Below are 26,615 nucleotides of genomic sequence, written 5' to 3' on the forward strand. Positions count from 1 at the left end.
CGCTGTGGCCCGCTTCGACAATGATCATCACCAGCCTGCTCGACACCGACCTGTACAAGTTCACGATGATGCAGGTGGTGCTGCACCAATTCCCCGGGGCACAGGTCGAGTACCGCTTCAAGTGCCGCAACCCCGGCGTTCAGCTGGCGCCCTATGCCAATGAGATCCGCGACGAGATCCGCTCGCTGTGCAGCCTGCAGTTCCAGGATGCCGAGCTGGCCTACCTGCGCTCCATGCGCTTCATCAAGAGCGACTTCGTGGACTTCCTCGGGCTGTTCCGCCTGAACGAGAAGTACATCACCATCACGCCGCAGCACAACGGCGAGATCGAGATCACCATCCGTGGGCCCTGGCTGCACACCATCCTGTTCGAGATCCCGGTGCTGGCCATCGTCAACGAGGTCTACTTCCGCAACACGCAGAAGGTGCCCAATTTTCCCGAAGGCCGCCGCCGCCTGGACACCAAGATCGCCCAGCTGCAGGCCGAGGGCCTGTCCGAACTCAAGATCGCCGACTACGGCACGCGCCGGCGCTTTTCGCGCGCCTGGCACGAGGAGGTGCTGCGCGTGCTGTGCGCGCGCCTGGGCACGGGCGACCGCCGGCCCGGTGCGCCCGTGGGGCCGGGGCAGTTCGCCGGCACCAGCAATGTGCTGTATGCCATGAAGCTCGGTGTGACGCCGCTAGGCACCATGGCGCACGAGTACCTGCAGGCCTGCCAGGCGCTGGGCCCGCGGCTGCGCGACAGCCAGGTCTTCGGCTTCGAGATGTGGGCCAAGGAATACCGCGGCGACCTGGGCATTGCCCTGTCGGATGTGTACGGCATGAGCGCCTTCCTGCGCGACTTCGACCTGTACTTCTGCAAGCTGTTCGACGGCGCGCGCCACGACAGCGGCGACCCGTTTGCCTGGGGCGAGCGCCTGCTGGACCACTACCGCAAGAACCGTGTGGACCCGCTGACCAAGACGCTGATCTTCAGCGATGCGCTCACCGTGCCGCGCACCATCGAGCTGTACCAGCAGTTCCGCGGCCGCTGCCAGCTGGCCTTCGGCATCGGCACCAACCTGACCAACGACCTGGGCAGCCCGCCCGAGCACGAGCCGCTGCAGGTGGTCATCAAGATGACCCAATGCAATGGCCAGCCCGTGGCCAAGCTCTCGGACACGCCCGGCAAGGGCATGTGCGACGACGAAAAATACCTGGCCTACCTGCGCCAGGTGTTCGAGATTCCCACGGCCCAGTGAGGGTGGCTCACCCGCGCGGCGGCGTGGTGGCGCTGCCTTCCTGTGCCTGTCCAACCATGAGGGAGTATCTGTCCATGAAGGTTCCAAGCGGGCTGCTGCTGACCGCACTGCTCCTGCTGCCGGGCATGGCCACGGCCGCCGAGGTGGACGGCAGCGCGCTGTCCGTCCTGTGGGGCGTGCCGTTTGCCGGGGTGCTGCTGTCCATTGCCATCATGCCGCTGCTGGCGCCCACGGTGTGGCACCACCATTTCGGCAAGATCACGGCCGCCTGGGCTCTGGCCTTTGTAGTCCCGTTCGCGCTGGTGTTCGGGGCATCCGCCGCGGGCGCGAGCCTGGTGCATGCGCTGCTGGCCGAGTACATCCCCTTCGTGATCCTTCTCACCGCGCTGTTCACGGTGGCGGGCGGTATCTACATCCGCGGCAACCTGCATGGCAGCCCGGGGCTCAATACCGCCATCCTGGCCATCGGTGCCGTGCTGGCCAGCTTCATGGGCACCACGGGCGCATCGATGCTGCTGATCCGCCCACTGATCCGCGCCAACGACAACCGCAAGCACACGGCGCACGTGGTGGTGTTCTTCATCTTCATCGTCTCCAACGCGGGCGGCTCGCTCACTCCGCTGGGCGACCCGCCGCTGTTCCTGGGCTTCCTCAAAGGGGTGGATTTCTTCTGGACGGTGCGCCACATCTTTCCCGAAACGCTGTTCCTGGTGGGCAGCCTGCTGGTGATCTTCTTCGTGCTCGATTCCTGGTACTACCATCGCCGCGAGGAGGTGCTGCCGCAGGACCCCACGCCCGACACGCCGGCCCTGGGCTTCGAGGGCAAGGCCAATTTCCTGCTGCTCGGGGGCGTGGTGGCCCTGGTGCTGCTCAGCGGGTTCTGGAAGTCGCCCGTGGCCTGGAGCATCGCCGGCACCGAGGTCGGCCTGCCCGGCCTGGTGCGCGATGCCGGCCTCATCCTCATCACGCTGGTCTCGCTGCGGCTGACGCCCGCCAAGGTGCATGAGGACAACCAGTTCGGCTGGGGGCCGATGCAGGAGGTGGCCAAGCTGTTCGCGGGCATCTTCCTGACCATCATCCCGGTGATCGCCATGCTCAAGGCCGGCGTCAATGGCCCGTTCGGTGCCATTGTGGCCGCCGTCACCCGGCCAGACGGCTCGCCCGACCCGGCCATGTACTTCTGGGCCGCGGGGGCGCTCAGCTCCTTCCTGGACAATGCGCCGACCTACCTGGTGTTCTTCAACACCGCGGGCGGCGATCCGGCCGTGCTCATGACCACCCTGGCCCCCACGCTGGCCGCCATCTCGGCCGGCGCCGTGTTCATGGGCGCCAACACCTACATCGGCAATGCACCGAACATGATGGTCAAGGCCATTGCCGAGGACCGGGGCGTGAAGATGCCCAGCTTCTTCGGCTACATGCTGTGGTCGGGCGGCATTCTGGTGCCGCTGTTCGTTGTGATGACTTTCATCTGGTTTCGCTGATCTGGAGATCGAACTTTCATGAGCAAGCCCCGCATTCTGGTCGCCCGCGCGATCTTCCCCGACATCGTTGACCGCCTGCGCCAGCACTTCGACGTGCAGGACAACCCCGAGGACGTGATCTGGACCCCGGCCGAGCTGGCCGAGCGCCTGGCCGACAAGGACGGCGCCTTCACCACCGGCAGCCAGCGCATCGATGCCGGGCTGCTCGCCGCCGCGCCGCACCTGCGCATCGTGGCCAACATGGCCGTGGGTTACAACAACTTCGACGTGGACGCCATGACGGCGGCCGGCGTGCAGGGCACCAACACGCCCGACGTGCTGACCGAGACCACGGCCGACTTCGGCTTTGCCCTCTTGATGGCCACCGCGCGCCGCATGACCGAGAGCGAGCACTACCTGCGCGCCGGGCAGTGGACCAAGTGGAGCTACGACATGTTCTCGGGCTCGGACATCCATGGCAGCACGCTCGGGATCATCGGCATGGGCCGCATCGGCCAGGGCATTGCGCGCCGCGGCGCGCACGGCTTCGGCATGAACGTGGTCTACCACAACCGCTCGCGCCTGTCGCCCGAGCTGGAGGCCGAATGCAAAGCCCGCTACATCAGCAAGGAAGAGCTGCTGCGCACGGCCGACCACGTGGTGCTGGTGGTGCCCTACACCCCGGCCTCGCACCACACCATCGGCGCGGCCGAACTGGCCTTGATGAAGCCCACGGCCACGCTGGTCAACATTGCGCGCGGGGGCATCGTCGACGACGCAGCGCTGGCCGTGGCCCTGCGCGAGCAGCGCATCGCGGCGGCGGGCCTGGACGTCTTCGAGGGCGAGCCCAGCGTGCACCCGGACCTGCTCACCGTGCCCAACGTGGTGCTCACGCCGCACATCGCCAGTGCCACCGTGCCCACGCGCCGCGCCATGGCCAACCTGGCGGCGGACAACCTGATCGCCTTCTTCGAGCAGGGCGCGCCGCTCACGCCGGTGAACACGCCCGCACCGAACCGTTTGCGTACACAATAACCGCCTTGCTTTCGCGCACCGCCCTGGTGCGCTCTTTCTAGCCCAACCCCGCTTTTGACCACCGACACCCTCATCCTGCTGGCCGCGCTGGCCCTCGTCCTGTTGCTGCTGGTGCTCGTGCTGCTGCGCCGCCCGCGCGTCGACCTGCCGCCCGAACTGGCGGCCCGCCTGCAGGCCCTGGAGCAGACGGCCCAGGCCACGCAGCTGGCCGTGGCCCGCAACGATGGCGCGATGGAGGCCCTGGCCCAGCAGATGCGCGGTTTCACGCAGACCACGCAGGCCACGCTCGAAACCGTGCGCCACGCCGTGGACGAACGCCTGGCCCAGGCCGTGACCGAGTCGCGCACCGGCCGCGCCGAGCTGCTGGCGGCCTTTGGCGTGTTCGAGGGCCGACTGGAGCAGCGCATCGAAGGCCTGCAGCAGGTGGTGGCCGGCCGGCTGGAGGACAGCCGCAAGGCGCTGCTGGAGAACCTGGCCCAGGGCCAGGCCGATTCGGCCGTGGCGCGCAAGGAGCTGTCGGACACGCTCACCGGTTTTCGCACCGAGCTCACCACCACCACGGCAGCGCTGGCGGCCGAGAGCGTCAAGTCGCGCGAGGCCATGACCGAGAGCGGGGTGCTGTTCGAAAAGCGCATCCAGGAGCGCTTCGAGGCGCTGACCCTGGCCACACGCACCACGCTCGATTCGCTCAAGGGCGACATCCAGAGCCAGCTCGGGACCATGTCCGGCGCGCTCAAGGACCAGCTCGAAGCCAACGGCAACCAGATCCGCCACCAGTTCTCGGTGCTGCAGGACGCCGTTTCGCAGCAGCTCACGGGCATGCTGCAGGGCAGCCAGACCAATGCCGAGCAGCTGCGCAACGCGCTCAACGAGCGCCTGGCCGCCATCCAGGCCGACAACTCCACCAAGCTCGAAGAGATGCGCCGCACGGTGGACGAAAAACTGCACGCCACGCTGGAGCAGCGCCTGGGCGAATCCTTCAAGCTGGTGAGCGACCGCCTGGAGCAGGTGCACAAGGGCCTCGGCGAGATGCAGACCCTGGCCGGCAGCGTGGGGGATTTGAAGCGCGTGATGACCAATGTGAAGTCGCGCGGCACCTGGGGCGAAATGCAGCTCGGGGCCATCATCGAGAACGTGCTCACGCCCGACCAGTTCGCGCGCAACGTGAAAACTGTGCCGGGCAGCGACGACCTGGTCGAATTCGCCATCCGCCTGCCGGGCAAGAGCGATGAGCACCCGGTGTGGCTGCCCATCGACTCCAAGTACCCGGTGGAGCAGTACCAGCGCCTCATGGACGCGCAGGACGCGGCGGACAAGGGGCTCATCGCCTCCGCCGGCAATGCTTTCGAGGCCTCGATCAAGCTCGAAGCCAAGAAGATCTTCGCCAAGTACGTCTCGCCCCCGCACACCACCGACTTCGCCGTGCTCTACCTGCCCACCGAGGGCCTGTTCGCCGAGGTGATCCGCCGCCCCGGCCTGGTGGAGGCCTTGCAGAACGACTGCCGTGTGATGATCACCGGCCCGGCCAACCTGGCGGCCATGCTCAACAGCCTGCAGATGGGCTTCAAGACCCTGGCCATCGAGAAGCGCTCGTCCGAGGTCTGGAGCCTCTTGGGCATGGTCAAGACCGAGTTCGCCAAGTTCGGCGACGTGGTGGAGGCGACCAAGAAATCCATCGACTCGGCCGCCAAGCGCTTTGAAGAAGTGGGCGTGCGCACCCGCGCCATCCAGAAGCGCCTGCGCGACGTGCAGGACCTGCCCGCACCCGACGCGGCCGGCGTGGTGCCCAAGCTGCGCCCGCCCATGTCGGCCGCTGACGCCCAGGACGAGCTGCTGTGAACGCGGCGCTGGCCCGCCTGATCGCCGGCCAGATCTGCGTGCACGCCTGCATGGCGGGCATGCGCCTGGCCGCCCCCCTGCTGGCGCTGCGCGAGGGCTACAGCGCCGCCGCCGTGGGGGTGCTGCTGGCCCTGTTCGCGCTCACGCAGGTGTTCCTGGCCCTGCCGGCCGGGCGCTATGCCGATCGCCATGGCCTGAAGCGCCCGGTGGGCTATGCGGTGGCCGTGGCCACCGCAGGCGCCGCCGCCGCGCTGGTGTTTCCGGTGTTCCCCGTGCTGTGCCTGGCGGCGCTGGCCACCGGCGGCGCCACGGGTGCGGCCACGATTGCGCTGCAGCGCCATGTGGGCCGCGCGGCCCACGACGCCACGGCGCTCAAGCAGGTGTTCAGCTGGCTGGCCATCGGGCCGGCGGTGTCCAATTTTGTCGGGCCGTTCTGCGCCGGGCTCATGATCGACCATGGCGGCGTCATCGCGGGCGATACCCAGGGCTACCGCGCCGCGTTCGCGCTCATGGCGCTGCTGCCGCTGGCCACCTGGTTCTGGGTGCGCGACACGGTGGAGCTGCCCCCGGTGATCGCCGCGGCCGGCGGCCCGCCCCAGCGCGCCTGGGACCTGATGAACGAGGTGCCGTTCCGGCGCCTGCTCATCGTCAACTGGATCCTGTCCTCGTGCTGGGATGTGCACACCTTCGTGGTGCCGCTGATCGGGCACGAGCGCGGGCTGTCGGCCTCGGTCATCGGCTCCATCCTGGGCGCCTTCGCCATTGCCGCGGCCTTCATCCGCGTGCTGATGCCCCTGGTGGCCGAGCACCTGCGCGAGCGCGTGGTGGTGGCCGTGGCCATGGTGGTCACGGCGGTGCTGTTCGCGGTCTACCCCGTGATGCCCACCGCGCTCACGATGGGCGTGTGCTCGGTGCTGCTGGGCTTTGCGCTGGGTTCGGTGCAGCCCATGGTGATGAGCCTGCTGCACCAGATCACGCCTTCCCACCGCCACGGCGAGGCGCTGGGCCTGCGCCTGATGGCCATCAATGCATCGAGCGTGCTCATGCCCATGCTGTTCGGCACCGCCGGTGCCGTGATCGGCGTGGGCGGGGTGTTCTGGGTGGTGGGCGCCGCCGTGGGCGCGGGCGCGCGCATGGCCTGGAACATGGGCGCGCCCGAAGGCGGCCACGGGCACTGACCGGCCCGGGCGGGTCGCGCAGTTTGTAAAAATCTGCCGACGCCGGCGAAATCGGAGTAGATTCCGGTAGCGTCTGCTCACATTGCTTGCAAATCGCTGCAAGCGAATGGATCAGCGCTGCTGCCCACGACGCGGCCATCCCCGCAACGGTACGCCATTGCCCGCATGAGGAGATCTCCCATGGGTATTGTTCGTCTGTCTTGTCGCAGGCCGCTGCTGCGGCTGGTTCCGGTTCTGCTCGGTCTGGCGCTTGCTGCTGGCGCCGCCCATGCCGATGCATTGCTCGACCGGGCGGCGGCCCTGGTGCAAGGCGGTGCGGCCCGCGAGGCCTTTGACCTGCTCGACCCGCTGGAGGCGGCCCGCGCCGGGGATCCGGCCTTCGATGCAGCCATGGGCCGCGCCGCACATGCCGCAGGCCAGTACAGCCGTGCCGTGCTGGCCTGGGAGCGCGTGGTGGCCGCGCAGCCCGATGACATGGCCGCGCAGGTGGCCCTGGCCCGCGCCCTGTATGCCGTGGGCGACCAGCGCGGGGTGATGGCTCTCTCGGAACGCGCGCGCGCTCTGGGCATTCCGGTGGATGCCGCGCTCAGCATCGACCAGTTCCTCGTGTCCTACGACCGGGCCGCGAGCGAGGGCGGCTCCACCCTCAAGGGCTATGCCGAGTTGGCGCTGGGCCACGATTCCAACGTCAATGCCGGGCCGGCGTCGATGCTGCTGCCTTCGCCCGTGCCGGGCACTCCGGCATGGACGCTGGCGCCCTCGGCGCTGGCGCGGTCCTCCGATTTCCTGGCGGCGCTGGTTGCGGTGCGCGGGCGCTACGTGCTGGACTCGCGCTGGTCCCTGGTCGGCGCGGCCGCCGGCACGCCCCGCCGCAACGAGGGTGGGGCAGGGGCCTTCGACTCCGACCAGTTCGATGCCAGTGCCGGCGTGGCCTGGCGCTCGGAGCGCCATGAACTCATCGTGCAGGGCCAGGGCTCCTACTATGCGCTCGACGGCACACGCTTGCGCACCATCGGCGGCGTGCTGGGCGAATGGATCTACCGGTTCGATGGCTTCCGGCAATGGGGCAGTTTCCTGCAGTCGGCCCGCCTGCACTATCCCACGCAGCCGCTGCGCGACGTGCAGCGCACGGTGCTGGGCACCTCGTATGCCCATGTGTTCCGCGATGGCAGCCTGGCCTATGCGGGCCTGCATGGCGGGCGCGAGGAGCCTGATGCGGCCGGCGTGGACTACCTGGGCCACCGCCTGGTGGGCGCGCGCGCCGGCGGGCAACTGGCGCTGGCCCGCAACTGGGCGCTGTTTGCCAACCTGGACTGGGAGCGGCGCCGCTATGGCGCTGCCGACCCCTTCTTTGCCGTGGTGCGGCGTGACCGGCAGGTGAATGCCTCGCTGGGCGTGTCATGGATACCCGCCACGGCCTGGCGCGTCACGCCGCAGTGGACGGGCACGCACAACGATTCGACCCTGCCGGTTTCCGAATACCGGCGGCGCATCTGGTCCGTCACCGTACGCCGTGAGTTTTGATGCAGAAGGGGTACTTCATGACGACCGAACCTCGCCTGTCCCGCATTGCGCTGCTCATGGCCATGGTGGCCGCGTGGCCGGCTTCCACACTCGCTGCAGCCGGGCTGGTGCAGTTCGCCACCGGCGAGGTCAGCCTGCGCCGGGGCGACGCCACCACCGGCGTGGCCAAGGGGGCCGAGGTGGACATGGGCGACGTGCTGCTGACCGGCAGCGCAGGCCGCGCGCAGATCCGCTTTACCGACGGCGGCCTGGTGGCGCTGTACCCGGATTCGCAGTTCACCGTGACCCGGTATTCCGACAGTGGCGACGTGGCGCAGGACGGCTTTGCGGTGACCTTGCTGCGCGGCGGCATGCGTGCGATCACGGGCCTGATCGGCAAGCGCAACCCGGGCAGCTACAAGGTCATCACGCCCACGGCCGTGGTGGGCATCCGCGGCTCGGCCTTCCTGGTGGGCTTCAATGCCCAGGGCCAGCTCACCGTGGCCGGCGAACAGGACGAGATCGAGGTCTGCACCGAGGCCGGCTGCGTGGGCGTGAAGGCCGGCGAGTCGGTGCTGGTGCTCTCCAGCCAGAAGCTGCCGGTGTACACGAACACGCGCGCACTGCTGCCCTTGCCGGCGCTGCCCCTGCCGCAGATGGCGGGCGACCAATTGCAGGGCGATGGCCACCGCAGCAGCGTGTTCGTGATTCCGCCGCCGCCGCCTCCACCGCCACCGCCGGTGCATGTGCCACCACCGCCGCCTATGGTGGACCCGGTAGTGCCCCTGCCGCCACCTCCGCCACAACCACCTCCTCCGCCGCCAGCACCGGTTCCGGTGCCCCCGCCGCCTCCACCCCCGGCGGGTTTCCCGCTCCCGCCGATACCTGCTCCAGGCCCTGCGCCGGTGCCAACGCCGCCACCGGAGGTCTTGCCTCCTCCGCCGCCGCCCAGCACCGGCACGGTCACGACCACCACGCCAGGCACCACGACGACACCGCCGACGACCACGCCGCCCCGGCCGCCGCCGACCACGCCCATTTTCGTGCTGCCGCCAGGGGTGATCCTGCTGTCCCCTCCACCGCCGCCACCGATACGCTGAGGGCGGATCGGCGGGGCATGGGGTGCCGTGCACCCGGGCACCGCTTCGCGACCCCCAAGGGCTGCCGCACCGGGGCGCGACGCGAAGCGAGGTCAGATCTTGTAGAACGCCTTGATCAGGTCCCAGGCTTCCTGGGGATCATCGGTGTAGTGGAAGAGCTTGAGGTCCTGCGGCGAGATCGTGCCTTCTTCCACCAGCACGTCGAAGTTGACCAGGCGCTTCCAGTAGTCGGTGCCGAAGAGCACGATGGGCACGGGCTTGGCCTTGCCTGTCTGCACCAGGGTCAGCACCTCGAACAGCTCGTCCAGCGTGCCGAAGCCGCCGGGGAAGGCCACCAGCGCCTTGGCACGCATCATGAAGTGCATCTTGCGCAGCGCGAAGTAGTGGAACTTGTAGCACAGCGAGGGCGAGATGAAGCGGTTGCCGCTCTGCTCGTGGGGCAGGGCGATGTTCAGGCCCACGTTGAGCGCGCCCACGTCGTGGGCACCGCGGTTGGCGGCCTCCATGATGCCGGGGCCGCCACCGGTGCACACGTAGATACGGTCGGCCGGTGCATTGCGCTCGCTGTGTTCGGCCACCAGGCGGGCGAACTGCCGGGCCAGGTCGTAGTAGCGCGCATTGCGCACGGCCTGCCGTGCCTTGGCAATCACCGCCTCGTCACCGTCGGCCTCGGCTGCAGCCAGCTGTTCGGCCGCCTCGTCGGGCGCGACGAAACGCGCACTGCCATAGACCACCACGGTGCTCTCGATGCCCTGCGCGGCCTGGCCGAGGTCGGGCTTGAGCATCTCCAGCTGGAAGCGGATGCCGCGCGTCTCGCGGCGGAACAGGAATTCGGGGTCCGCGAACGCCAGGCGGTAGGCATCGGCGTGCAGGGGGTTGCCTTGGGAGGCGTGGTTCTGCAGTTCGGCCCAGGCATCGGCCAGGCGGCTTTCGTTGAGTTGGGTATTGGCGTCCATAGGGCCATTGTGCCGAGGTTCTGTGGCACTTTCTGGCGCAAGGGTGCTCTTTTTGTGAGCAACCGCCTCAGGCACGCTGTGCGAGAAACCAGGTGGCGCTCTGGATGCCCAAGACAGTGAGCGCCAGCGAGCCCGCCACATGCAGCCCCGTCGTGCCCAGCGCCAGCACATAGCGCTGCTGCAGCAGCATGCCCACCACCTCGGCCGAGAAACTCGAAAACGTCGTGAGCCCGCCCAGGAAGCCCGTGACCAGCGCCAGCCGCCAGGTCGGATCGAGCTGCGGCAGGGCCTGGAACACGGCCACGCACACCCCGACCAGGTAGCCCCCCACCAGATTGGCCGCCAGCGTGCCCCAGGGCAGCACCGAGCCCGCCGTGGAGAGCCACAACCCCAGCCGCCAACGCGCCAGCGCGCCCAGGCTGGCGCCAATGCAGATGGCAACGACTGCGAGCATGGTGTGTTCTCTCCGTGTTGGTTGGAGCGCCATTTTGGCGCAAGAACAACCGCGCTCGAAAACTGGCACGGCCCCTGCCAGCGCTCCCGGGCAAGGGCCGCCCCGCCGCGCTGGGAGCGCGTCCCCCCTTGGGGGGGGACGGCGGCGCAGCGCCTCAGGGGGCTACTTCTCTTTGCCCATGACCAGGTCGGGCAGGATGGTCACGATCTGCGGAAAGAGGGTGATGATGGCGATGCACACCACCAGGCACAGGAAGAACGGAATGGCGGCACGCGCGATGGTATTGCTGTCCTTGCCGGTCATGTTCTGCAGCACGAAGAGGTTGAAGCCCACGGGCGGCGTGACCTCGGCGATCTCGACCAGCAGCACGATGAAGATGCCGAACCAGATCAGATCGAACCCGGCCTGCTGGATCATGGGCAGCACCACGGCGCTGGTGAGCACGATCATGCTGATGCCGTCGAGCGCGGTGCCGAGCACCAGGTAGACCACCACCAGCACGCTGATCAGCGCGAACGGCGACAGGTGCATGGCGTTCACCCACTCGGCCAGCTCGCGCGGGATGCCGGTGAAGGCCATGGTCTTGGTCAGGAAGGCCGCCCCTGCCAGGATGAACATGATCATGCAGCTGGTGCGCGTGGTGCCCATCAGCCCGTCCTTGAAGTTCTGCCAGGTCAGCGAGCGGCTCCACAGCGCCAGGCCCAGCGAACCCAGCACGCCGAAGGCCGCGCATTCGGTGGCCGTGGCATAGCCGGTGACCAGTACCGCGACGATGAACACGATGAGCACTCCCACGGGGATCAGGTTGCCCGACTTGCGGATCTTCTCGCGCAGGGTCGAGGGCGGGTCGGCCGCGGGCACCTTGTCGGGGTTGCGCAGGCTCCACCAGCCGATGTAGCCCGAGAACAGCAGCATCAGCAGGATGCCCGGCAGAAAGCCCGCCAGGAAGATGCGGATGATGGAGGCATCGGCGGCGACCGCGTACACCACCATGGTGATGGACGGCGGGATCAGGATACCGAGCGTGCCGGCCGTGGCCAGCGCGCCCAGGGCCAGCTTCTCGTCGTAGCCGCGCTTCATGAGCTCGGGCAGCGCCACCTTGCTGATGGTGGCGCAGGTGGCGGCCGACGAGCCCGAGACCGAGCCGAAGATGCCGCAGCCCAGGATGGTGGTGTGCATCAGCCGGCCGGGCACGCGGTTGAGCCAGGGGCGCAGGCCCTCGAACATCTCTTCGGACAGCTTGGTGCGAAACAGGATCTCGCCCATCCAGATGAACAGCGGCAGGGCCGCCAGCTCCCAGCTGGCATTGCTCTCCCAGAAGGCCGAGAACAGGTTCTTGGCTGGTTGCGTGGAGGTGAAGAAGGCCTGGCCCACCCAGCCGCAGATCGCCAGGGTCATCGCGATCCAGACACCGCCGGACAGCAGCACCAGCATCAGCAGCAGCAGGACGCCGCCCACCATCAGAATATCCATGTCGTGCTTTCTTGTGGCCCCTGTCCCCGCAACGGGGCAGGCGACCTGTTGTTATTGGGAGTGACGGGTCAGATGTCGGAAGAGAAGTCGCCCTTGGCGTGGCGTTCTTCGACGGCACGCACGAAGGTCGGCACGCCGCCGCGCAGCACGATGATGAATTCATCGACCACGGCCACCCACAGCAGGATGGAGCCGAGCGCAAAGCTCAGCTGCGGAATCCACAGCGGCATGGGCAGCAGGCCCTGCGCGATGTCGTTGAACTCCCAGCTCTCATAGGTGTAGCTGCAGGCCGCCCACATGAGGTAGCCCACGGCCACGGAGCCGATGGCCAGCGCCACCACCTCGAGCTGGCGGCAGCGCCGGGGCGGCAGCTTTTCCAGCAGCAGCGTCACGCGCACGAAGTCTCCGTGCTTGAAGGCATGGGCCATGGCCAGGAAGGCGGCGGCCGCGCAGAACCAGGCCACGATGTCGTTGATGGCGCCCGTGCGCAGGCCCAGTTCGCGCATGATGCTCTGCGCCACCATGAGCACGCAGATCAGCACGATGAAACCGGCGCCCAGGGCGCCGGCGGCCAGGTAGATGCGGTCGAGCCAGCGGCGCAGCATCGTCACTTCTTGGCCGGCGTGGCCGGCGCGCTCTTGCGGTAGGCGGCGATGATGGCTTCACCATCGGGGCCGGCCTTCTTGGTCCAGTCGGCCAGCATGATCTCGCCTACCTGGCGCATGTCGGCCATCAGCTTGGGGGCGGGCGTGACGATCTTCATGCCCTTTTCGACCAGTGCCTTCTTGTACCACTCGGTCTTTTCCTCGCTGAGCTTCCAGCCGCGCGATTCGGCATCGGCCGAGGCCTTGAGCAGCGCATCCTGCGTGGGCTTGTCCAGCGCGTCGAAGGCCTTCTTGTTCACGATGACGGCGTTCTTGGGCAGCCAGGCCTGGGTGTCGTGGAAGAGCTTGATGCTTTCGTAGATCTTGCTGTCGTAGCCGGTGGAGCCGGAGGTCATGGTGGCTTCCACCACGCCGGTGGCCAGGGCCTGCGACAGTTCGGCCGCCTGGATGGTCACGGGTTGGGCACCGATCAGTTCGGCGATCTTGGCCGTGGCGGGGCTGTAGGCGCGCCACTTGATGCCGCGCAGGTCGGCGACGGAGCCCAGTTCCTTCTTGGCGTAGATGCCCTGCGGCGGCCAGGCCACTGCGTACAGAAGCTTCATGCCCTGGGTGCCCAGCAGCTTGTCGAGGTAGGGCTTTTGCGCGTCGTACAAACGCTTGGAGTCGGCATACGAGGTGGCCACGAAGGGGATGCCGTCCACGCCGTAGAGTGGGTTCTCGTTCTCGAAGTTGCCCAGCAGCACTTCGCCGGCCGGGGCCTGGCCGCCCTGCACGGCGCGCTTGATCTCGTTGGCCTTGAACAGCGAGGCGTTGGCGTGCACCGTGATCTTGAGCTTGCCTGCGGTCGCGGTGTCCACGTCCTTGGCAAACTGCATCAAGGTTTCGGTGTGGAAGTTGCTGACCGGGTAGGCTGCTGCCAGGTCCCATTTGGCCTGGGCCATGGCGGAGGTGGCGGTGAAGCCGAAGGCCAGTGCCAGGCCGAGCGCAGTGACGGGGAGGATTCGACGCTTCATGGAGTGCTCCGCAAGTGGAAGGGACGTGGGTGGGGGAAGTCAGGCGACTGTATCGAAAACAACTCGTTACCGTATAGGTGTTTTGCCTGAACGTTGACAAATTGCCAACAAATCATTGGTGACTTGCCTACAATGCCCATGCATATCCCGTGCCAGTCTTTTCCGATTCCTTGCAAAGGCGACCCCCATGAAATCTGCGGCCAGTGCCAAGCGCGATTCCGGGCCCATCGTGTCCTCCGCGCACCTGGTGTCGGCGCAGAGCGCGGAGATGAGCGAGTTCGAGTTCGGCCTCATCGTCGCGGGCAATGCCTTCCACCGCTGGGTGGTGCACTGCATGTCGGCGGCGGGCCTCAAGGACCTCACGCCGCTCGATGTGGTGGTGCTGCACCACGTGACGCACCGGGCGCGCGACAAGCGCCTGGCAGACATCTGCTTCATCATGAACGTGGAAGACACGCACCTGGTGAATTACGCCCTCAAAAAGCTGCAGAACCTGGGCGTGGTGGCGTCCCAGAAGAATGGCAAGGAAGTGACCTACGCGGCCACCGATGTGGGACGCGCCTATGTGCAGCGCTACCGCGAGATCCGCGAGCGCTGCCTGATCGACGCGCTGCATGCCGACGATGCCCTGAACCGCGACATCGGCGAACTGGCCCGCTTGCTGCGTGTGCTCTCGGGCATGTACGACCAGGCGGCGCGTTCGGCGGCCTCCCTTTGATTTGCGGCAGCACCGTCCGCGGGTCCCCTCCCTTTTACCTACCGATTTCATGACGATGGCTTCTTCTGCCTCCACCCACCCCGCACGCTGGCAATTCTGGATCGACCGGGGAGGCACCTTCACCGACGTGGTCGGCAAGCGGCCCGACGGCACGCTGGTCACGCACAAGCTGCTGTCCGAGAACCCCGAGCAGTACAAGGACGCGGCCGTGGCCGGCATCCGCCACCTGCTGGGCCTGAAGGCCGGCGAGCCGGTGACACCCGAGGCGGTGGAGTGCGTGAAGATGGGCACCACCGTGGCCACCAATGCGCTGCTGGAGCGCAAGGGCGAGCCCACGCTCCTGATCACTACCAAGGGCTTTCGCGATGCGCTGCGCATCGCCTACCAGAACCGGCCGCGCCTGTTCGACCGGCACATCGTGCTGCCCGAGCTGCTCTACAGCCGCGTGATCGAGGCGCAGGAGCGCATGGGCGCGCACGGCGAGGTGATCGAGGCGCTGGACGAGGCGCACCTCAAGGAGCGCCTGTGGGCCGCCTACGATGCCGGCCTGCGCAGTGCGGCCGTGGTCTTCATGCATGGCTACCGCTACACCGCGCACGAAGAAGCGGCCGCCCGCATCGCGCGCGAGGCCGGCTTCACGCAGGTCAGCGCATCGCATGCCACCAGCCCCATGATGAAGCTGGTGAGCCGCGGCGACACCACGGTGGTCGATGCCTACCTTTCGCCCATCCTGCGCCGGTACGTGGAGCAGGTGGCCAGCGAGATGCCGGGCGTGCCCCTGTTCTTCATGCAGTCGTCCGGTGGGCTCACCGATGCCCATGCCTTCCAGGGCAAGGACGCGATCCTCTCGGGCCCGGCCGGCGGCATCGTCGGCATGGCGCGCACGGCCGGCCTGGCCGGGCACCAGCGCGTGATTGGCTTCGACATGGGCGGCACCTCCACCGACGTGAGCCACTACGCGGGCGAGTTCGAGCGCGAGTTCGAGACCCAGGTGGCCGGCGTGCGCATGCGCGCCCCGATGATGAGCATCCACACCGTGGCGGCGGGCGGGGGCTCCATCCTCGGTTTCGACGGCGCGCGCTTTCGCGTCGGGCCCGAGAGTGCCGGCGCCAACCCCGGCCCGGCCAGCTACCGCCGCGGCGGCCCGCTGGCCGTGACCGATGCCAACGTGATGGTCGGCAAGATCCAGCCCGCGCACTTCCCGCGCGTGTTCGGCCATGGCGCCAACGAGGCGCTCGACGGCGATGCCGTGGCGCAGAAGTTCGCCGCACTCTCGCAGCAGACCGGCCGTGCGGGCGAGGACGTGGCCCACGGCTTCATCCAGATCGCCGTGCAGCAGATGGCCAATGCCATCAAGAAGATCTCGGTGGCGCGCGGCTACGACGTGACGCGTTACACCCTGCAGTGCTTTGGCGGCGCGGGCGGCCAGCATGCCTGCCTGGTGGCCGACGCGTTGGGCATGACGCGCGTCTTCGTGCATCCGCTGGCAGGCGTGCTCAGCGCCTATGGCATGGGCCTGGCGGACCAGAACGTGATCCGTGAACAGGCCGTGGAGCGCAGGCTCGCGCCTGAGGCGCTGGCCGAGATCGAGTCCGTGCTGGAGCGCCTGGCGACCGCCGCGCGCGCCGAACTGGAGCAGCAGGCCGGCGATGGCACCGCCACGGTGCACCGGCGCGTGCATGTGCGCTACGAGGGCAGCGACAGCGCCCTCATCGTTCCGTTCGGCGCCATCGAGGCCATCACGGCGGCATTCGAGTCGGCTTACCGCCAGCGCTTCGCCTTCCTCATGCAGGGCAAGGGCCTGGTGGTCGAGGCCGTCTCGGTCGAGGCCGTGGTGGCCGGCGATGCGCCCGTGGAGCCGCGCCATGCCCTGCAGGCCGCGCGCGAGGTGCCGCGCCGCAGCACGGTGCGCATGTACACCGGCGGCACCGACGGCGTGCCCGCCTGGCACGACGCGGCCCTGGTGGTGCGCGAGGACCTGCGCCCCGGCGACGTGATCCCGGGCCCGGCCATCATCGCCGAGAAGAACGCCACCACCATCGTCGAGCCCGGCTGGGAGGCGCAGCTCACCGACCTCGACCACCTGCTGCTCGAGCGCCGCGTGGCGCGTGCCGTGCAGCATGCCGTGGGCACCACGGTGGACCCGGTGCTGCTCGAAGTGTTCAACAACCTGTTCATGAACATCGCCGAGCAGATGGGCCTGCAGTTGCAGAATACGGCCTACTCGGTGAACATCAAGGAGCGCCTGGATTTCAGCTGCGCGCTGTTCGACACGGCGGGCAACCTGATCGCCAACGCGCCGCACATGCCGGTGCACCTGGGTTCCATGGGCGAGAGCATCAAGACCGTGATCCGCGACAACGCCGGCCGCATGCAGCCGGGCGACGTGTTCGTGCTCAACGACCCCTACCACGGCGGCACGCACCTGCCCGACATCACGGTGATCACGCCGGTCTACATCGGCGAGGAAGCCGAGCCCACCTTCTACGTGGGCAGCCGCGGCCACCATGCGGATGTGGGCGGCATCACGCCGGGCTCCATGCCGCCGTTCTCCACGCGCATCGAGGAAGAGGGCGTGCAGATCAACAACGTGAAGCTGGTCGAGCGCGGCGTGCTGCGCGAGGCGGAGATGATCGCCTTGCTGGAAAGCGGCGAGTACCCCTCGCGCAACCCGCAGCAGAACATGGCCGACCTGCGCGCCCAGATCGCGGCCAACGAAAAGGGCCAGCAGGAACTGCGCCGCATGGTCGGCGAGTTCGGCCTCGACGTCGTGCAGGCCTACATGCGCCACGTGCAGGACAACGCCGAGGAGTCGGTGCGCCGCGTGATCACCCGCCTCAAGGACGGCCAGTTCACCCTGCCGCTGGACAACGGCTCGCAGATCAGCGTGGCCGTGCGCGTGGATGCGAAAAGCCGCAGCGCCGAGATCGATTTCACCGGCACCAGCGCGCAGCAGACGCACAACTTCAACGCCCCCACGGCGGTGTGCATGGCCGCCGTGCTCTACGTGTTCCGCACCCTGGTGCAGGACGACATCCCGCTCAACGCGGGCTGCCTGAAGCCGCTCAAGGTCATCATTCCGCCGGGCTCCATGCTCAACCCGAACCCGCCGGCCTCGGTGGTGGCGGGCAACGTGGAGACCTCGACCTGCATCACGAATGCGATCTATGGCGCGCTGGGGCTGATGGCGGCGGGGCAGTGCACCATGAACAACTTCACCTTCGGCAGCGAGCGCTACCAGTACTACGAGACCATCTCGGGCGGCAGTGGCGCCGGCGGCGTGTGGGATGCCTCGGGTGCGCTGGTGGACGGCTTTGCGGGCACGAGCGTGGTGCAGTGCCACATGACCAATTCGCGCCTCACCGACCCCGAGGTGCTGGAGTTCCGCTTCCCGGTGCGTCTGGAAGGCTACGAGATCCGCAAGGGCTCGGGTGGTGCGGGCCGCTGGGCGGGTGGCGATGGCGGCGTGCGCCGCGTGCGCTTCCTCGAGCCCATGACGGCCAGCATCCTCTCCAACGGCCGCCACCATGGCGCCTTCGGCATGGCCGGCGGTTCCGCGGGGGCGGTGGGCCTCAACAAGGTGGTGCGTGCCAATGGCAAGGTGGAGGCGCTTGACCACATCGGCCAGGCGCAGATGCAGCCGGGCGATGTGTTCGAGATCCATACGCCCGGGGGCGGGGGCTTCGGAACCCCGGGCTGACCTGCAGGGACCTACAGGTCCTTGCGGCCTGCAGGCGTGACGCTGCTCAGGCTGGGCGGCACGTCCTGTCCTGCCTGGCGGGCCCGGAAGAGGGCGGCGCGCATCAGGAAGATGGAGGTCACCGGCACCGTGACGGCCACGAAGCCGGCGATCAACAGCGCATGCAGCGCCAGGCTGCCATCGGCGACCGAGAAGTAGATCACCGTGGCATGCATGATGCACCAGCAGCCCATGGTGGCCGCGATGGACGGCGCATGCAGGCGCTCGAAGAAGGTCGGCAGGCGCAGCAGGCCGGTGGCGCCGAGCAGGGCCATGCCGGCGCCCAGCAGCACCAGGGCGGCCACCACGATCTCCAGCCACAGGGGCAGGGTGCTTGCGACCTCGTTCATTCGATCACCTCGCCGCGCAGCAGGAACTTGGCCATGGCCATGGACCCCACGAAGCTGAACAGCGCCAGCAGCAGTGCCGCCTCGAAGTAGTTCTTGCTGCCGTACAGCAGGCCCAGCACCAGCATGGCCAGCATGCCGTTGAGGTACATGCAGTCGAGCGCCAGCACGCGGTCCTGTGCCGACGGGCCCTTGAGCAGGCGCACCAGCGCACAGCCCATGGCCAGCACCAGCATGAACAGGGCCGCAGGCAGGGCCCAGGCGAGGATGGGAGTGGTCGTCATTCAAAGATCTCCATCAGGGGGCGCTCGTAGCGCTGCTTGATCAGCGCCGCGATCGCCTGGGCATCGTCCACCTCCAGCACGTGCAGCATCAGCATGCTGCGGTCCACCGAGAGCTCGGCCCAGGCCGTGCCCGGGGCGATGCAGACGATGACGGCCAGCACCGCCAGGGCGTTGGCATCGCGCAGCTCCAGCGGAATCTGCACGAAGCCCGAGGGGTGGCGCCTGCGGTGGGGCGACAGCAGCAGGCGCGCCACGGCGATGTTCGATTGCACGGTGTCGGCCATCACGGTCAGCGCCAGGCGCAGCACCGCGCCCGGCGCGCGGATGCGCACCGGCAGGGGGCGCAGGCCGGCCGTGAGCAACGGGATGGCGAGCGCCAGCAGGCTGCCCAGCACGATGTGGCCGGCGCTGAGCGAGCGGTTAAGCAGCAGCCACAGGCCGAGAAGCGCCAGCGACAGCAGGGGGGCGGGGACGATGCGCTTGATCATCATTGCGGCCTTCCGTTGGCGCCAGGGGTGGTGCCGGGTGGGTTGGCCACGGGCATGGCGGACATCACGGCGCGCACGTAGGTGCCGGGCGCGTGCAGCGCATCGGCCGTGGCCTGGGTGTAGCGCATCACGGCGCCGGCCTGCCAGGTCAGCAGTGCGCAAGCCACCAGCAGCATGGCGATGGGCAGGCCTTCGAGCACCAGCAGCTTGGGCGAGGCGCGGTCGTGCGAGGCCCAGAAATGCCGTATGCCGGCCCGCGTGAGGGCGATCAGCGCCAGCAGGCCGGTGGCCACCATCAGCGCAAGCAGGGCCCATCCCGCGGAGCCCAGCGCGAAGCCGCCCGAGGACCCCAGGCCCAGCGGGTTGAGCAGCGCATGGACCATGGCGAACTTGCCCACGAAGCCAGGCAGTGGCGGCAGCCCGGCGATCACCAGCGTGCAGGCCATGAAGGCCAGGCCCAGAAAGGCCACGGCCGCGGGGATGACCTGGCCGATCAGCACCTCCTCCTTCTCGTCCAGGTTCAGGCCCTGCGTGTGCACCAGGTCGGCGGTGAGGAAGGGTGCGTCGTCGGTCTGTTCGTGCGGTGCGAGGCTGGCGCCGTCGTTGCGCCAGCGCTCGATCAGGTCGGTCAGCAGGAACAGGGCGCTCACCGCCAGCGTGGACCCGAGCAGGTAGTACAGCAGGCCGGCCGTGAGCAGGGTCTGCCCGAAGCCCATGGCCGCCAGCAGCGTGCCCGATGACAGGATGGCCGCGTACCCCGCCAGGTGCCCCAGGCGCTGAGAGCCCAGCATGCCCACCGCTCCGAAGGCCATGGTCACCAGGCCTGCGCCCACAATCCACTGGCTGCCGAACTGCGCCGAGTCGCCCGCCTCGCTGCTGAACAGCAGGGTCCACAGGCGCAGCATGCTGTAGACGCCGACCTTGGTCATCAGCGCGAACAGCGCGCCCACCGGGGCCGTGGCGGCACTGTAGGCCGGCACCAGCCAGAAGTTGAGCGGCCACACGGCGGCCTTGATGAGGAAGGCCACGGCCAGGATGCCTGCCGCCGCATGCAGCAAGCCCCGGTCGGACGGGTCGATGCCGGCGATGCCGCGCGCCAGATCGGCCATGTTCAGCGTGCCGGTGATGCCATAGAGCATGGACACACCGATCAGGAACAGCGACGAGGCCGCGAGGTTGATGGCGATGTAGTGCAGCCCGGCGGACACACGCGGCCGGCCCGAGCCGTGCAGCAGCAGGCCGTAGGAGGCGGCCAGCATGATCTCGAAGAACACGAACAGGTTGAACAGGTCGGCCGTGAGGAAGGCGCCCGCCAGGCCCATGAGCTGGAACTGGAACAGCGGATGGAAGTGCACCCCCGCGCGGTGCCAGCGCGCGGCCGAGAACAGCACCGTGGCCAGCGCCACCGTGCTGGCCAGCACCAGCATCATGGCCGAGAGGCGGTCGAGCGCGAGCACGATGCCGAACGGCGCCGGCCAGTTGCCCGGCAGGTACACCCCCAGGCTGGTCTGCACGCCGGGCTGCTTGGCCTGCACCAGCAGCAGCACCGCGATGACCAGGCCGAGGAAGGTGGAGACCAGGTTCATGGCCACCTTGGTGCGCTGGCGCTCCTCGCGCAGCAGCAGCATGAGGCCGGCCGTGAGCAGGGGCAGTGCGATCGGCGCCAGGATCAGGTGGGGCATGAGCAGCGCCGTAACGTGCGCGGTCAACTCGGCCATCAGTGCGTCTCCTGCGCGTCGGGGGAGTGCGTGCCGTCCACGTGGTCGGTGCCCGACATGCCGCGCGAGGCCAGCAGCACCACGAGGAACAGCGCCGTCATGGCAAAGCCGATGACGATGGCCGTGAGCGTGAGCGCTTGGGGCATGGGGTCGGCGTAGTGGGCCAGGTCCTGCGGCAGGCCGGGCTGCAACACCGGTTCCTTGTCGATGGCCAGGCCCAGGCGGCCCATGCTGAAGATGAACAGGTTCACGGCGTAGGACAGCAGCGCCAGCCCCATGATGACCTGGAAGGTGCGTGGGCGCAGCAGCAGCCACACGCCCGAGCCGGTGAGTATGCCGATGGCCAGTGCGAGTATCAGTTCCATCAGCGGACTCCTGGGGTGTTGTTGTTCTGCAGGGGGGATGCCGCCAGTGCGGCCATGGCCGCGGCCTGTTCCTCCTGCGCTTCCTCGGCGGCGCGGGCGTTGAAGCGGTGGCTGCGCACCGATTGGTGGGCAATGGCCGTGAGGATCAGCAAGGTGGAGCCCACCACCAGCGTGAACACGCCGATGTCGAAGAACAGGGCGCTGGCCACGTGGACCTCGCCCACCACCGGCAGGTGCAGGTGCGCCGTGTGGCTGGTGAGGAAGGGGTAGCCCCAGAACAGCGCTCCGAGGCCCGTGGCCAGGGCGATCAGCAGGCCGGTGCCGATCCAGCGGCGCGGGTACAGCGGCAGGTGGGCTTCGACCCAGGAGGTGCCCGAGACGATGTACTGCAGCAGCAGCGCGACCGAGAACACCAAGCCCGCCACGAAGCCGCCGCCGGGCTCGTTGTGCCCGCGCATGAAGAGGTACACCGCCACCAGGGTCGCAAACGGCAGCAGCAGGCGCACCAGCACGGCCGGCACCATGAGGTAGCCCACGGCGGTGTCGGTGGTCTGGCGCGGGTTGGCCAGGTCGGTGGCGACGTCGGCGGGCACGGCGCGTTGCTGGGGCGGCAGGTCCATCACCTCGCGCGCCGGGCGGAAGCGCCGAAGCAGCGCATACACGGTGAGCGCCACGATGCCCAGCACCACGATCTCGCCGAAGGTGTCGAAGCCGCGGAAATCCACCAGCATCACGTTGACCACGTTGGTGCCGCCACCGTCGGTGAGCGCGTGCTCCAGGAAGAAGGTGGAGGTGCTTTCGGGGAAGGGGCGGCTCATCATGGCGAAGGACAGCAGCGCCATGCCGGCGCCCGAGAGCAGGGCCAGCGTCATGTCGCGGTAGCGGCGCAGCTGCGTGCGCCGCTCCTGTGCCAGGGTGGGCACGCGCAGGCTTTCGTCGCGCCGCGGCAGCCAGCGCAGGCCCAGCAGGATGAGGATGGTGGTCACCACTTCCACCACGATCTGCGTGAGCGCCAGATCGGGTGCCGAGAACCACAGGAAGGTCAGGCAGGTGCACAGCCCCGCGCCGCCGAGCAAGGTCAGCGCGGCCAGCCGGTGGTACTTGGCCTGCCAGGCGGCGGCCACGGCGCACATCGAGCCCAGGAACCAGAGCACCGCGAAGGCCGGCGACAGCGGCAGTTGCTCGCGCGCACCGATGGGCAGGCCGCGGGCCCACAGCGGCAGCGTGCCGGCCACCAGGGCCGCCGCCACCAGCCACAGCATCTGCCACTGCAGGCGCCCGGTGCCCAGCAGGCTCCGGCCCTTGCGCCCGGCCAGCGAAAGCCAGGCCAGCAGCCCCTCGAAAAGCTGTTTGCCATTGATGTGGCGCATCAGCGGCGGTGCATCGAGCGCGCCACGCGCGCGCAGCCAGCGCAACAGCAGGTACAGCGCGATGCCGCCGGCCAGGGCCACCAGGCTCATCACGAAAGGGGTGTTGAAGCCGTGCCACACGGCCAGGCTGTAGGTGGGCAATTCGCCCCCCACCACGGGGCGTGCGGCGGCCTGCAGCACGGCACCCACGGACCAGGCCGGCAGCATGCCCACCACCAGGCAGGCCAGCACCAGCAGCTCGACCGGCACGCGCATCCAGTGCGGGGGCTCGTGCGGGGTGTGGGGCAGGTCGGTGGCGGGCGGGCCCCAGAACACGTCGACCGTGAAGCGCAGCGAATAGGCCACGCTGAAGATGCCGGCCACCGTGGCGGCCACGGGCAGCAAGGTTTCGAGCCAGGGCACGGTGTTCACGAACACCGTCTCGGCGAAGAACATCTCCTTGGACAAAAAGCCGTTGAGCAGTGGCACGCCGGCCATGGCGGCGCTGGCCACCATGGCCAGCGTGCCGGTGATGGGCATCATGCGCACCAGGCCCGACAGGCGCCGGATGTCGCGCGTGCCGCTCTCATGGTCGACGATGCCGGCGGCCATGAACAGCGAGGCCTTGAAGGTCGCGTGGTTCATGATGTGGAACACGGCGGCCACGGCCGCGAGCGGGCTGTTCAGGCCCAGGAGCAGGGTGATGAGGCCCAGGTGCGAAATGGTGGAGTAGGCCAGCAGCCCCTTGAGGTCGTTCTGGAACATGGCCGCATAGCCGCCGACCAGCAAGGTGCACAGGCCTGCTCCGCCCACCAGCCAGAACCACTGCTCCGTGCCGGCCAGTGCCGGCCACAGCCGCGCTAGCAGGAAGACGCCGGCCTTGACCATGGTGGCCGAGTGCAGGTAGGCCGACACCGGCGTGGGCGCCGCCATGGCATTGGGCAGCCAGAAGTGGAAAGGGAACTGGGCGCTCTTGGTGAACGCGCCCAAAAGGATCAGCACCAGCGCCGTGAGGTACAGCGGGTGGGCCTGGATCAGTGCGCTGGCGGCCAGCACGTGGTCCAGGTCGTAGCTGCCCACGATGTGGCCCAGCACCAGCATGCCGGCCAGCATGCACAGCCCGCCCGTGCCCGTGACGGTGAGCGCCATGCGCGCGCCGCGCCGCGCATCCTTGCGGTGGTGCCAGTAGCCGATCAGCAGGAAGGAGAACAGGCTGGTCAGCTCCCAGAACAGCGCGATCTGGATGATGTTGCCCGAGAGCACCACACCCACCATGGCGCCCATGAAGGCCAGGAAGAACGAGAAGAAGCGCGGCACCGGGTCGGCCGCCGACATGTAGTAGCGCGCATACAGCACCACCAGCGAACCCACCCCCAGCACCAGCATGCAGAACATCCAGGCAAAGCCGTCCAGGCGCAGCACCAGGTTCAGGCCCAGCGCGGGCAGCCAGGTGATCTCCTGGCGCAGCACCTCGCCCCCGGCGATCTGGGGGAAGTACAGCGCGGCCTGCACGGTGCAGAACAGGGCGATGAGCCCGGCCAGGGTGGACTCGGTATTGCGGGCGTTTGCGGGCAGGACGGCCGCGAGAAGGCTGCCGATGAAGGGGAGAAGGATGAGGGTGATCAGGGGCATGCCCGAACGATTTTAGGGCGTGCTCCCAAAGTCCCTTTTCAGCGTCTGGAGAGAGGGCTCCCGCATGGCCGGGGGCTGGCCATGAAAAAGCCCGCCGAAGCGGGCTGCCGCGTGCCATGCGGGGGCGCCCGCAGGGCGGGCCGGCTTCACTTCTTGGCGCCGCTGGCGGCCGCCTGCGGGGCTGCGGCCGCAGGCTCTGCGGCCTTGTCCTTCTTCTGGCGCGCGGGCTTGTCCTCGCCCTTGGTGGCTGTCTTGCTGGCCTTGGCTTCTGCTTCTTTCTTCTTCTTGTCGGCCTTGGCCTGGGCGGCGGCGCTGAAGCGCTTGCCATTGACGGTCAGGCCCTCGGCCGATAACTTGGCCGCTGTCTTCTCGCCCACGCCGCCCACGCGGCCGATGAAGTCGTTCCAGTCCTTGAACTCGCTGTTCTTGCGCTCGTTGATGATCTTCTCGGACATGGCCGGGCCGATGCCCTTGATGCCGTCGAGCTCGGCCGCGCTGGCCTTGTTCACGTCCACCGCGGCCGACACGGTGCCGGCAAACAGCAGGGCAGCGATGAGCAGGAACTTCTTGAAGATGGACATGGATGCAACTCCCTCGGTGTGTTGTTGGGTGCCGGCCATCATATCGGTCCTGCCCTGTGCGTGGGGGATCAGAGTTCCTCGACGCGGCGGGCGGGGTAGCTGTCCCAGGTCTGGCAGCCCGGGCACTGCCAGAAATGCTGGCGCGCCTCGAAGCCGCAGGCCGCGCAGCGGTAGCGCGTGAGCGGCTTGACGGCGTGGTCCAGCGCGCGCTGCACCTGCGGGTGGAAGGACTCGTGCTCCAGCTTCTCGCCAGCCAGCCACTTGGCGGCGGCGACCAGGGATTTCTCCTTGTCCAGGTGGTCCACATAGCGCTGGCGGGCGCTTTCTGCGGCGCCCTGGGCGGTGTCGATGGCGACCAGGCTCTCCAGCACGTCCAGCGAGGGCCCGCCGTCATAGTGCTCCTGCAGCAGGGCCTGGGCCTGCACCGTCTGCCCGGTGCTGGCGGCCGCCTCGACCATCAGCGGTGCGGCCAGGGGCAGGGCTGCGGGGTTGTGCTCGCCCAGCGCCTTCAGGGTGGCCAGCGCGGCGGCGGGCTGGCCCATCAGGTGCTGCAGGCGCGCCATGTCGATGCGTGCGCGCGCGGCGCCCGGGGCTGCGGCCACGGCCTGCTCCAGCAGGGCCAGAGCGCCGGCATGGTCGGCCTGGCCGCTGAGGGCTGCCGCCTGCTCGCACAGGTAGTGCGCCTGGCGGGTGCTGAAGTCGCCCTGGTCGGCATCGTGCATCTTGCGCGCGATGGTGGTGGCGTGGGGCCAGTCGCGCGAGCGCTCGTAAATGGCCAGCAGCGCCAGCCGGGCCTGGGCCTCGAAGGGCGTGCCCTCCAGGCGGTTGAGCGCGTCTTCGGCGCGGTCGAGCAGGCCGGCCTTGAGGAAGTCGAGCGCCAGCGCATGCTGGGCGCGTTCGCGGTCGGTGCGGCTGAGGTCGCCGCGCGAGAGCAGGTGCTCGTGCACGCGCACGGCCCGGTCGTATTCGCCGCGGCGGCGAAACAGGTTCCCGAGGGCAAAGTGCAGCTCCGAGGTGTCGGGGTCGTTCTGCACGGCCTCGATGAAGGCATCGATGGCCTGGTCCTGCTGTTCGTTGAGCAGGAAGTTCAGGCCTTTGAAGTAGGCCTTGGGCGCGCGGCGGTTTTCGGCGCGCAGCTGGCGCAGGTCGAAGCGCGATGCCAGCCAGCCGAGCACGAAGGCCAGCGGCAGGCCCAGGAGGATCCAGCTGAGGTCAAATTCCATGGATGGGCGGCATCTCGGCAGGTGCGGCTTCGGCCGGGACGGCGGCCTTGGCGGGGGTTGCGGGGGGCGCCTGCTTGAGGGCCTGGCGGGCTGCGCTGCGGTGCTTCCACCAGCGCGGCACCATGCCCAGCACGCCCACGATGAGGCCGGCGGAGAACGCCGTGAGCACGACCAGCACCAGCGGCGCGCGCCACTGCGTGCCGAAGAAGAAGTGCACGGTGGCGTCCTGCTGGTTGTTCAGCGCAAACGCGAAGAGGGTAAAAAAAATGGCTGCCTTGAGCAGCCACAGGAGGTATTTCATGGGGCTCCCC

General features: G+C 68.5%; 23 protein-coding genes. 9 read left to right on the top strand and 14 right to left on the bottom strand.

Annotation, left to right across the window (positions count from 1 at the left end):
* The first annotated feature begins 20 nt into the window (after nt 1–20).
* The 7 genes from pncB to AC07PA_RS23195 all read left to right on the top strand — a co-directional run bounded on the left by pncB (nt 21) and on the right by AC07PA_RS23195 (nt 9,359).
* On the top strand, nt 21–1,241 hold the full coding sequence (gene pncB / locus AC07PA_RS23165) for a nicotinate phosphoribosyltransferase (protein ID WP_494605982.1): 1,221 nt from the start codon (nt 21–23) through the stop codon (nt 1,239–1,241).
* 74 nt (nt 1,242–1,315) lie between these two features.
* On the top strand, nt 1,316–2,725 hold the full coding sequence (locus AC07PA_RS23170) for a sodium:proton antiporter (RefSeq protein ID WP_494605980.1): 1,410 nt from the start codon (nt 1,316–1,318) through the stop codon (nt 2,723–2,725).
* 18 nt (nt 2,726–2,743) lie between these two features.
* The gene (locus tag AC07PA_RS23175) at nt 2,744–3,739 is read left to right on the top strand and encodes a 2-hydroxyacid dehydrogenase (protein ID WP_494605978.1); all 996 of its coding nucleotides are present in this window, start codon (nt 2,744–2,746) and stop codon (nt 3,737–3,739) included.
* Nucleotides 3,740–3,793: 54 nt separating this feature from the next.
* On the top strand, nt 3,794–5,578 hold the full coding sequence (locus AC07PA_RS23180; RefSeq protein ID WP_494605976.1) for a DNA recombination protein RmuC: 1,785 nt from the start codon (nt 3,794–3,796) through the stop codon (nt 5,576–5,578).
* Nucleotides 5,575–6,756, top strand: a complete 1,182-nt coding sequence (locus tag AC07PA_RS23185; RefSeq protein ID WP_494605974.1) for an MFS transporter — start codon at nt 5,575–5,577, stop codon at nt 6,754–6,756. Before AC07PA_RS23180 ends, AC07PA_RS23185 begins: the two co-directional genes overlap by 4 nt.
* A 180-nt stretch (nt 6,757–6,936) precedes the next feature.
* Nucleotides 6,937–8,280, top strand: a complete 1,344-nt coding sequence (locus AC07PA_RS23190; RefSeq protein ID WP_494605972.1) for a surface lipoprotein assembly modifier — start codon at nt 6,937–6,939, stop codon at nt 8,278–8,280.
* A gap of 17 nt (nt 8,281–8,297) precedes the next feature.
* Nucleotides 8,298–9,359: a FecR family protein gene (locus AC07PA_RS23195; RefSeq protein WP_494605970.1), complete on the top strand. Its 1,062-nt coding sequence runs from the start codon at nt 8,298–8,300 to the stop codon at nt 9,357–9,359.
* 92 nt (nt 9,360–9,451) lie between these two features.
* Here AC07PA_RS23195 and AC07PA_RS23200 read toward each other — a convergent pair whose 3' ends face one another.
* The 5 genes from AC07PA_RS23200 to AC07PA_RS23220 form a co-directional block, all read right to left on the bottom strand.
* A complete protein-coding gene (locus AC07PA_RS23200) occupies nt 9,452–10,315 on the bottom strand; it encodes an LOG family protein (RefSeq protein WP_494605968.1) in 864 nt (287 codons plus the stop codon).
* A gap of 67 nt (nt 10,316–10,382) precedes the next feature.
* Nucleotides 10,383–10,769, bottom strand: a complete 387-nt coding sequence (gene crcB / locus AC07PA_RS23205; RefSeq protein ID WP_007857936.1) for a fluoride efflux transporter CrcB — start codon at nt 10,767–10,769, stop codon at nt 10,383–10,385.
* A 162-nt stretch (nt 10,770–10,931) separates the two neighbouring features.
* The gene (locus AC07PA_RS23210; protein WP_186458007.1) at nt 10,932–12,242 is read right to left on the bottom strand and encodes a TRAP transporter large permease; all 1,311 of its coding nucleotides are present in this window, start codon (nt 12,240–12,242) and stop codon (nt 10,932–10,934) included.
* 68 nt (nt 12,243–12,310) lie between these two features.
* Nucleotides 12,311–12,847 carry a TRAP transporter small permease gene (locus tag AC07PA_RS23215; RefSeq protein ID WP_007852627.1) on the bottom strand — a complete coding sequence of 179 codons (537 nt, stop codon included), beginning with the start codon at nt 12,845–12,847 and terminating at the stop codon, nt 12,311–12,313.
* A 2-nt stretch (nt 12,848–12,849) separates the two neighbouring features.
* Nucleotides 12,850–13,860, bottom strand: coding sequence for a TRAP transporter substrate-binding protein (locus AC07PA_RS23220; protein ID WP_145698319.1), 1,011 nt, complete (start codon nt 13,858–13,860; stop codon nt 12,850–12,852).
* A 187-nt stretch (nt 13,861–14,047) separates the two neighbouring features.
* On the opposite strand from AC07PA_RS23220, the gene AC07PA_RS23225 reads away from it, so the two are divergent.
* Both AC07PA_RS23225 and AC07PA_RS23230 read left to right on the top strand, forming a co-directional pair.
* Nucleotides 14,048–14,578: a winged helix DNA-binding protein gene (locus AC07PA_RS23225; protein ID WP_007852621.1), complete on the top strand. Its 531-nt coding sequence runs from the start codon at nt 14,048–14,050 to the stop codon at nt 14,576–14,578.
* A 55-nt stretch (nt 14,579–14,633) separates the two neighbouring features.
* Nucleotides 14,634–18,278 carry a hydantoinase B/oxoprolinase family protein gene (locus AC07PA_RS23230; protein WP_494605964.1) on the top strand — a complete coding sequence of 1,215 codons (3,645 nt, stop codon included), beginning with the start codon at nt 14,634–14,636 and terminating at the stop codon, nt 18,276–18,278.
* Nucleotides 18,279–18,289: 11 nt separating this feature from the next.
* Here the strand turns inward: AC07PA_RS23230 and mnhG are convergent, their stop codons facing one another.
* The 9 genes from mnhG to AC07PA_RS23275 all read right to left on the bottom strand — a co-directional run bounded on the left by mnhG (nt 18,290) and on the right by AC07PA_RS23275 (nt 26,605).
* Nucleotides 18,290–18,667 (bottom strand): monovalent cation/H(+) antiporter subunit G, encoded by a 378-nt coding sequence (gene mnhG / locus AC07PA_RS23235; RefSeq protein WP_007852617.1) that lies wholly within the window; start codon nt 18,665–18,667, stop codon nt 18,290–18,292.
* Entirely contained in the window at nt 18,664–18,948 is a 285-nt protein-coding gene (locus AC07PA_RS23240) for a K+/H+ antiporter subunit F (RefSeq protein WP_007852614.1), read from the bottom strand. The genes mnhG and AC07PA_RS23240 overlap by 4 nt, the downstream gene beginning before the upstream one ends.
* Nucleotides 18,945–19,436, bottom strand: coding sequence for a Na+/H+ antiporter subunit E (locus AC07PA_RS23245; RefSeq protein ID WP_035202848.1), 492 nt, complete (start codon nt 19,434–19,436; stop codon nt 18,945–18,947). The genes AC07PA_RS23240 and AC07PA_RS23245 overlap by 4 nt, the downstream gene beginning before the upstream one ends.
* Nucleotides 19,436–21,154: a monovalent cation/H+ antiporter subunit D gene (locus tag AC07PA_RS23250; protein ID WP_007852610.1), complete on the bottom strand. Its 1,719-nt coding sequence runs from the start codon at nt 21,152–21,154 to the stop codon at nt 19,436–19,438. The genes AC07PA_RS23245 and AC07PA_RS23250 overlap by 1 nt, the downstream gene beginning before the upstream one ends.
* Nucleotides 21,154–21,519, bottom strand: a complete 366-nt coding sequence (locus AC07PA_RS23255; RefSeq protein ID WP_007852609.1) for a Na+/H+ antiporter subunit C — start codon at nt 21,517–21,519, stop codon at nt 21,154–21,156. Before AC07PA_RS23255 ends, AC07PA_RS23250 begins: the two co-directional genes overlap by 1 nt.
* Nucleotides 21,519–24,500, bottom strand: coding sequence for a monovalent cation/H+ antiporter subunit A (locus tag AC07PA_RS23260; protein ID WP_007852608.1), 2,982 nt, complete (start codon nt 24,498–24,500; stop codon nt 21,519–21,521). The genes AC07PA_RS23255 and AC07PA_RS23260 overlap by 1 nt, the downstream gene beginning before the upstream one ends.
* 146 nt (nt 24,501–24,646) lie before the next feature.
* The gene (locus tag AC07PA_RS23265) at nt 24,647–25,081 is read right to left on the bottom strand and encodes a ComEA family DNA-binding protein (RefSeq protein ID WP_494605960.1); all 435 of its coding nucleotides are present in this window, start codon (nt 25,079–25,081) and stop codon (nt 24,647–24,649) included.
* Between the two features lie 68 nt (nt 25,082–25,149).
* Nucleotides 25,150–26,304 carry a lipopolysaccharide assembly protein LapB gene (lapB, locus tag AC07PA_RS23270; RefSeq protein WP_007852603.1) on the bottom strand — a complete coding sequence of 385 codons (1,155 nt, stop codon included), beginning with the start codon at nt 26,302–26,304 and terminating at the stop codon, nt 25,150–25,152.
* Complete coding sequence (locus AC07PA_RS23275; protein ID WP_145698325.1) at nt 26,294–26,605, bottom strand: LapA family protein; 312 nt, start codon at nt 26,603–26,605, stop codon at nt 26,294–26,296. Before AC07PA_RS23275 ends, lapB begins: the two co-directional genes overlap by 11 nt.
* Between the last annotated feature and the right edge of the window lie 10 nt (nt 26,606–26,615).

The sequence above is a fragment of the Acidovorax sp. GW821-FHT09B03 genome, assembly GCF_059418305.1.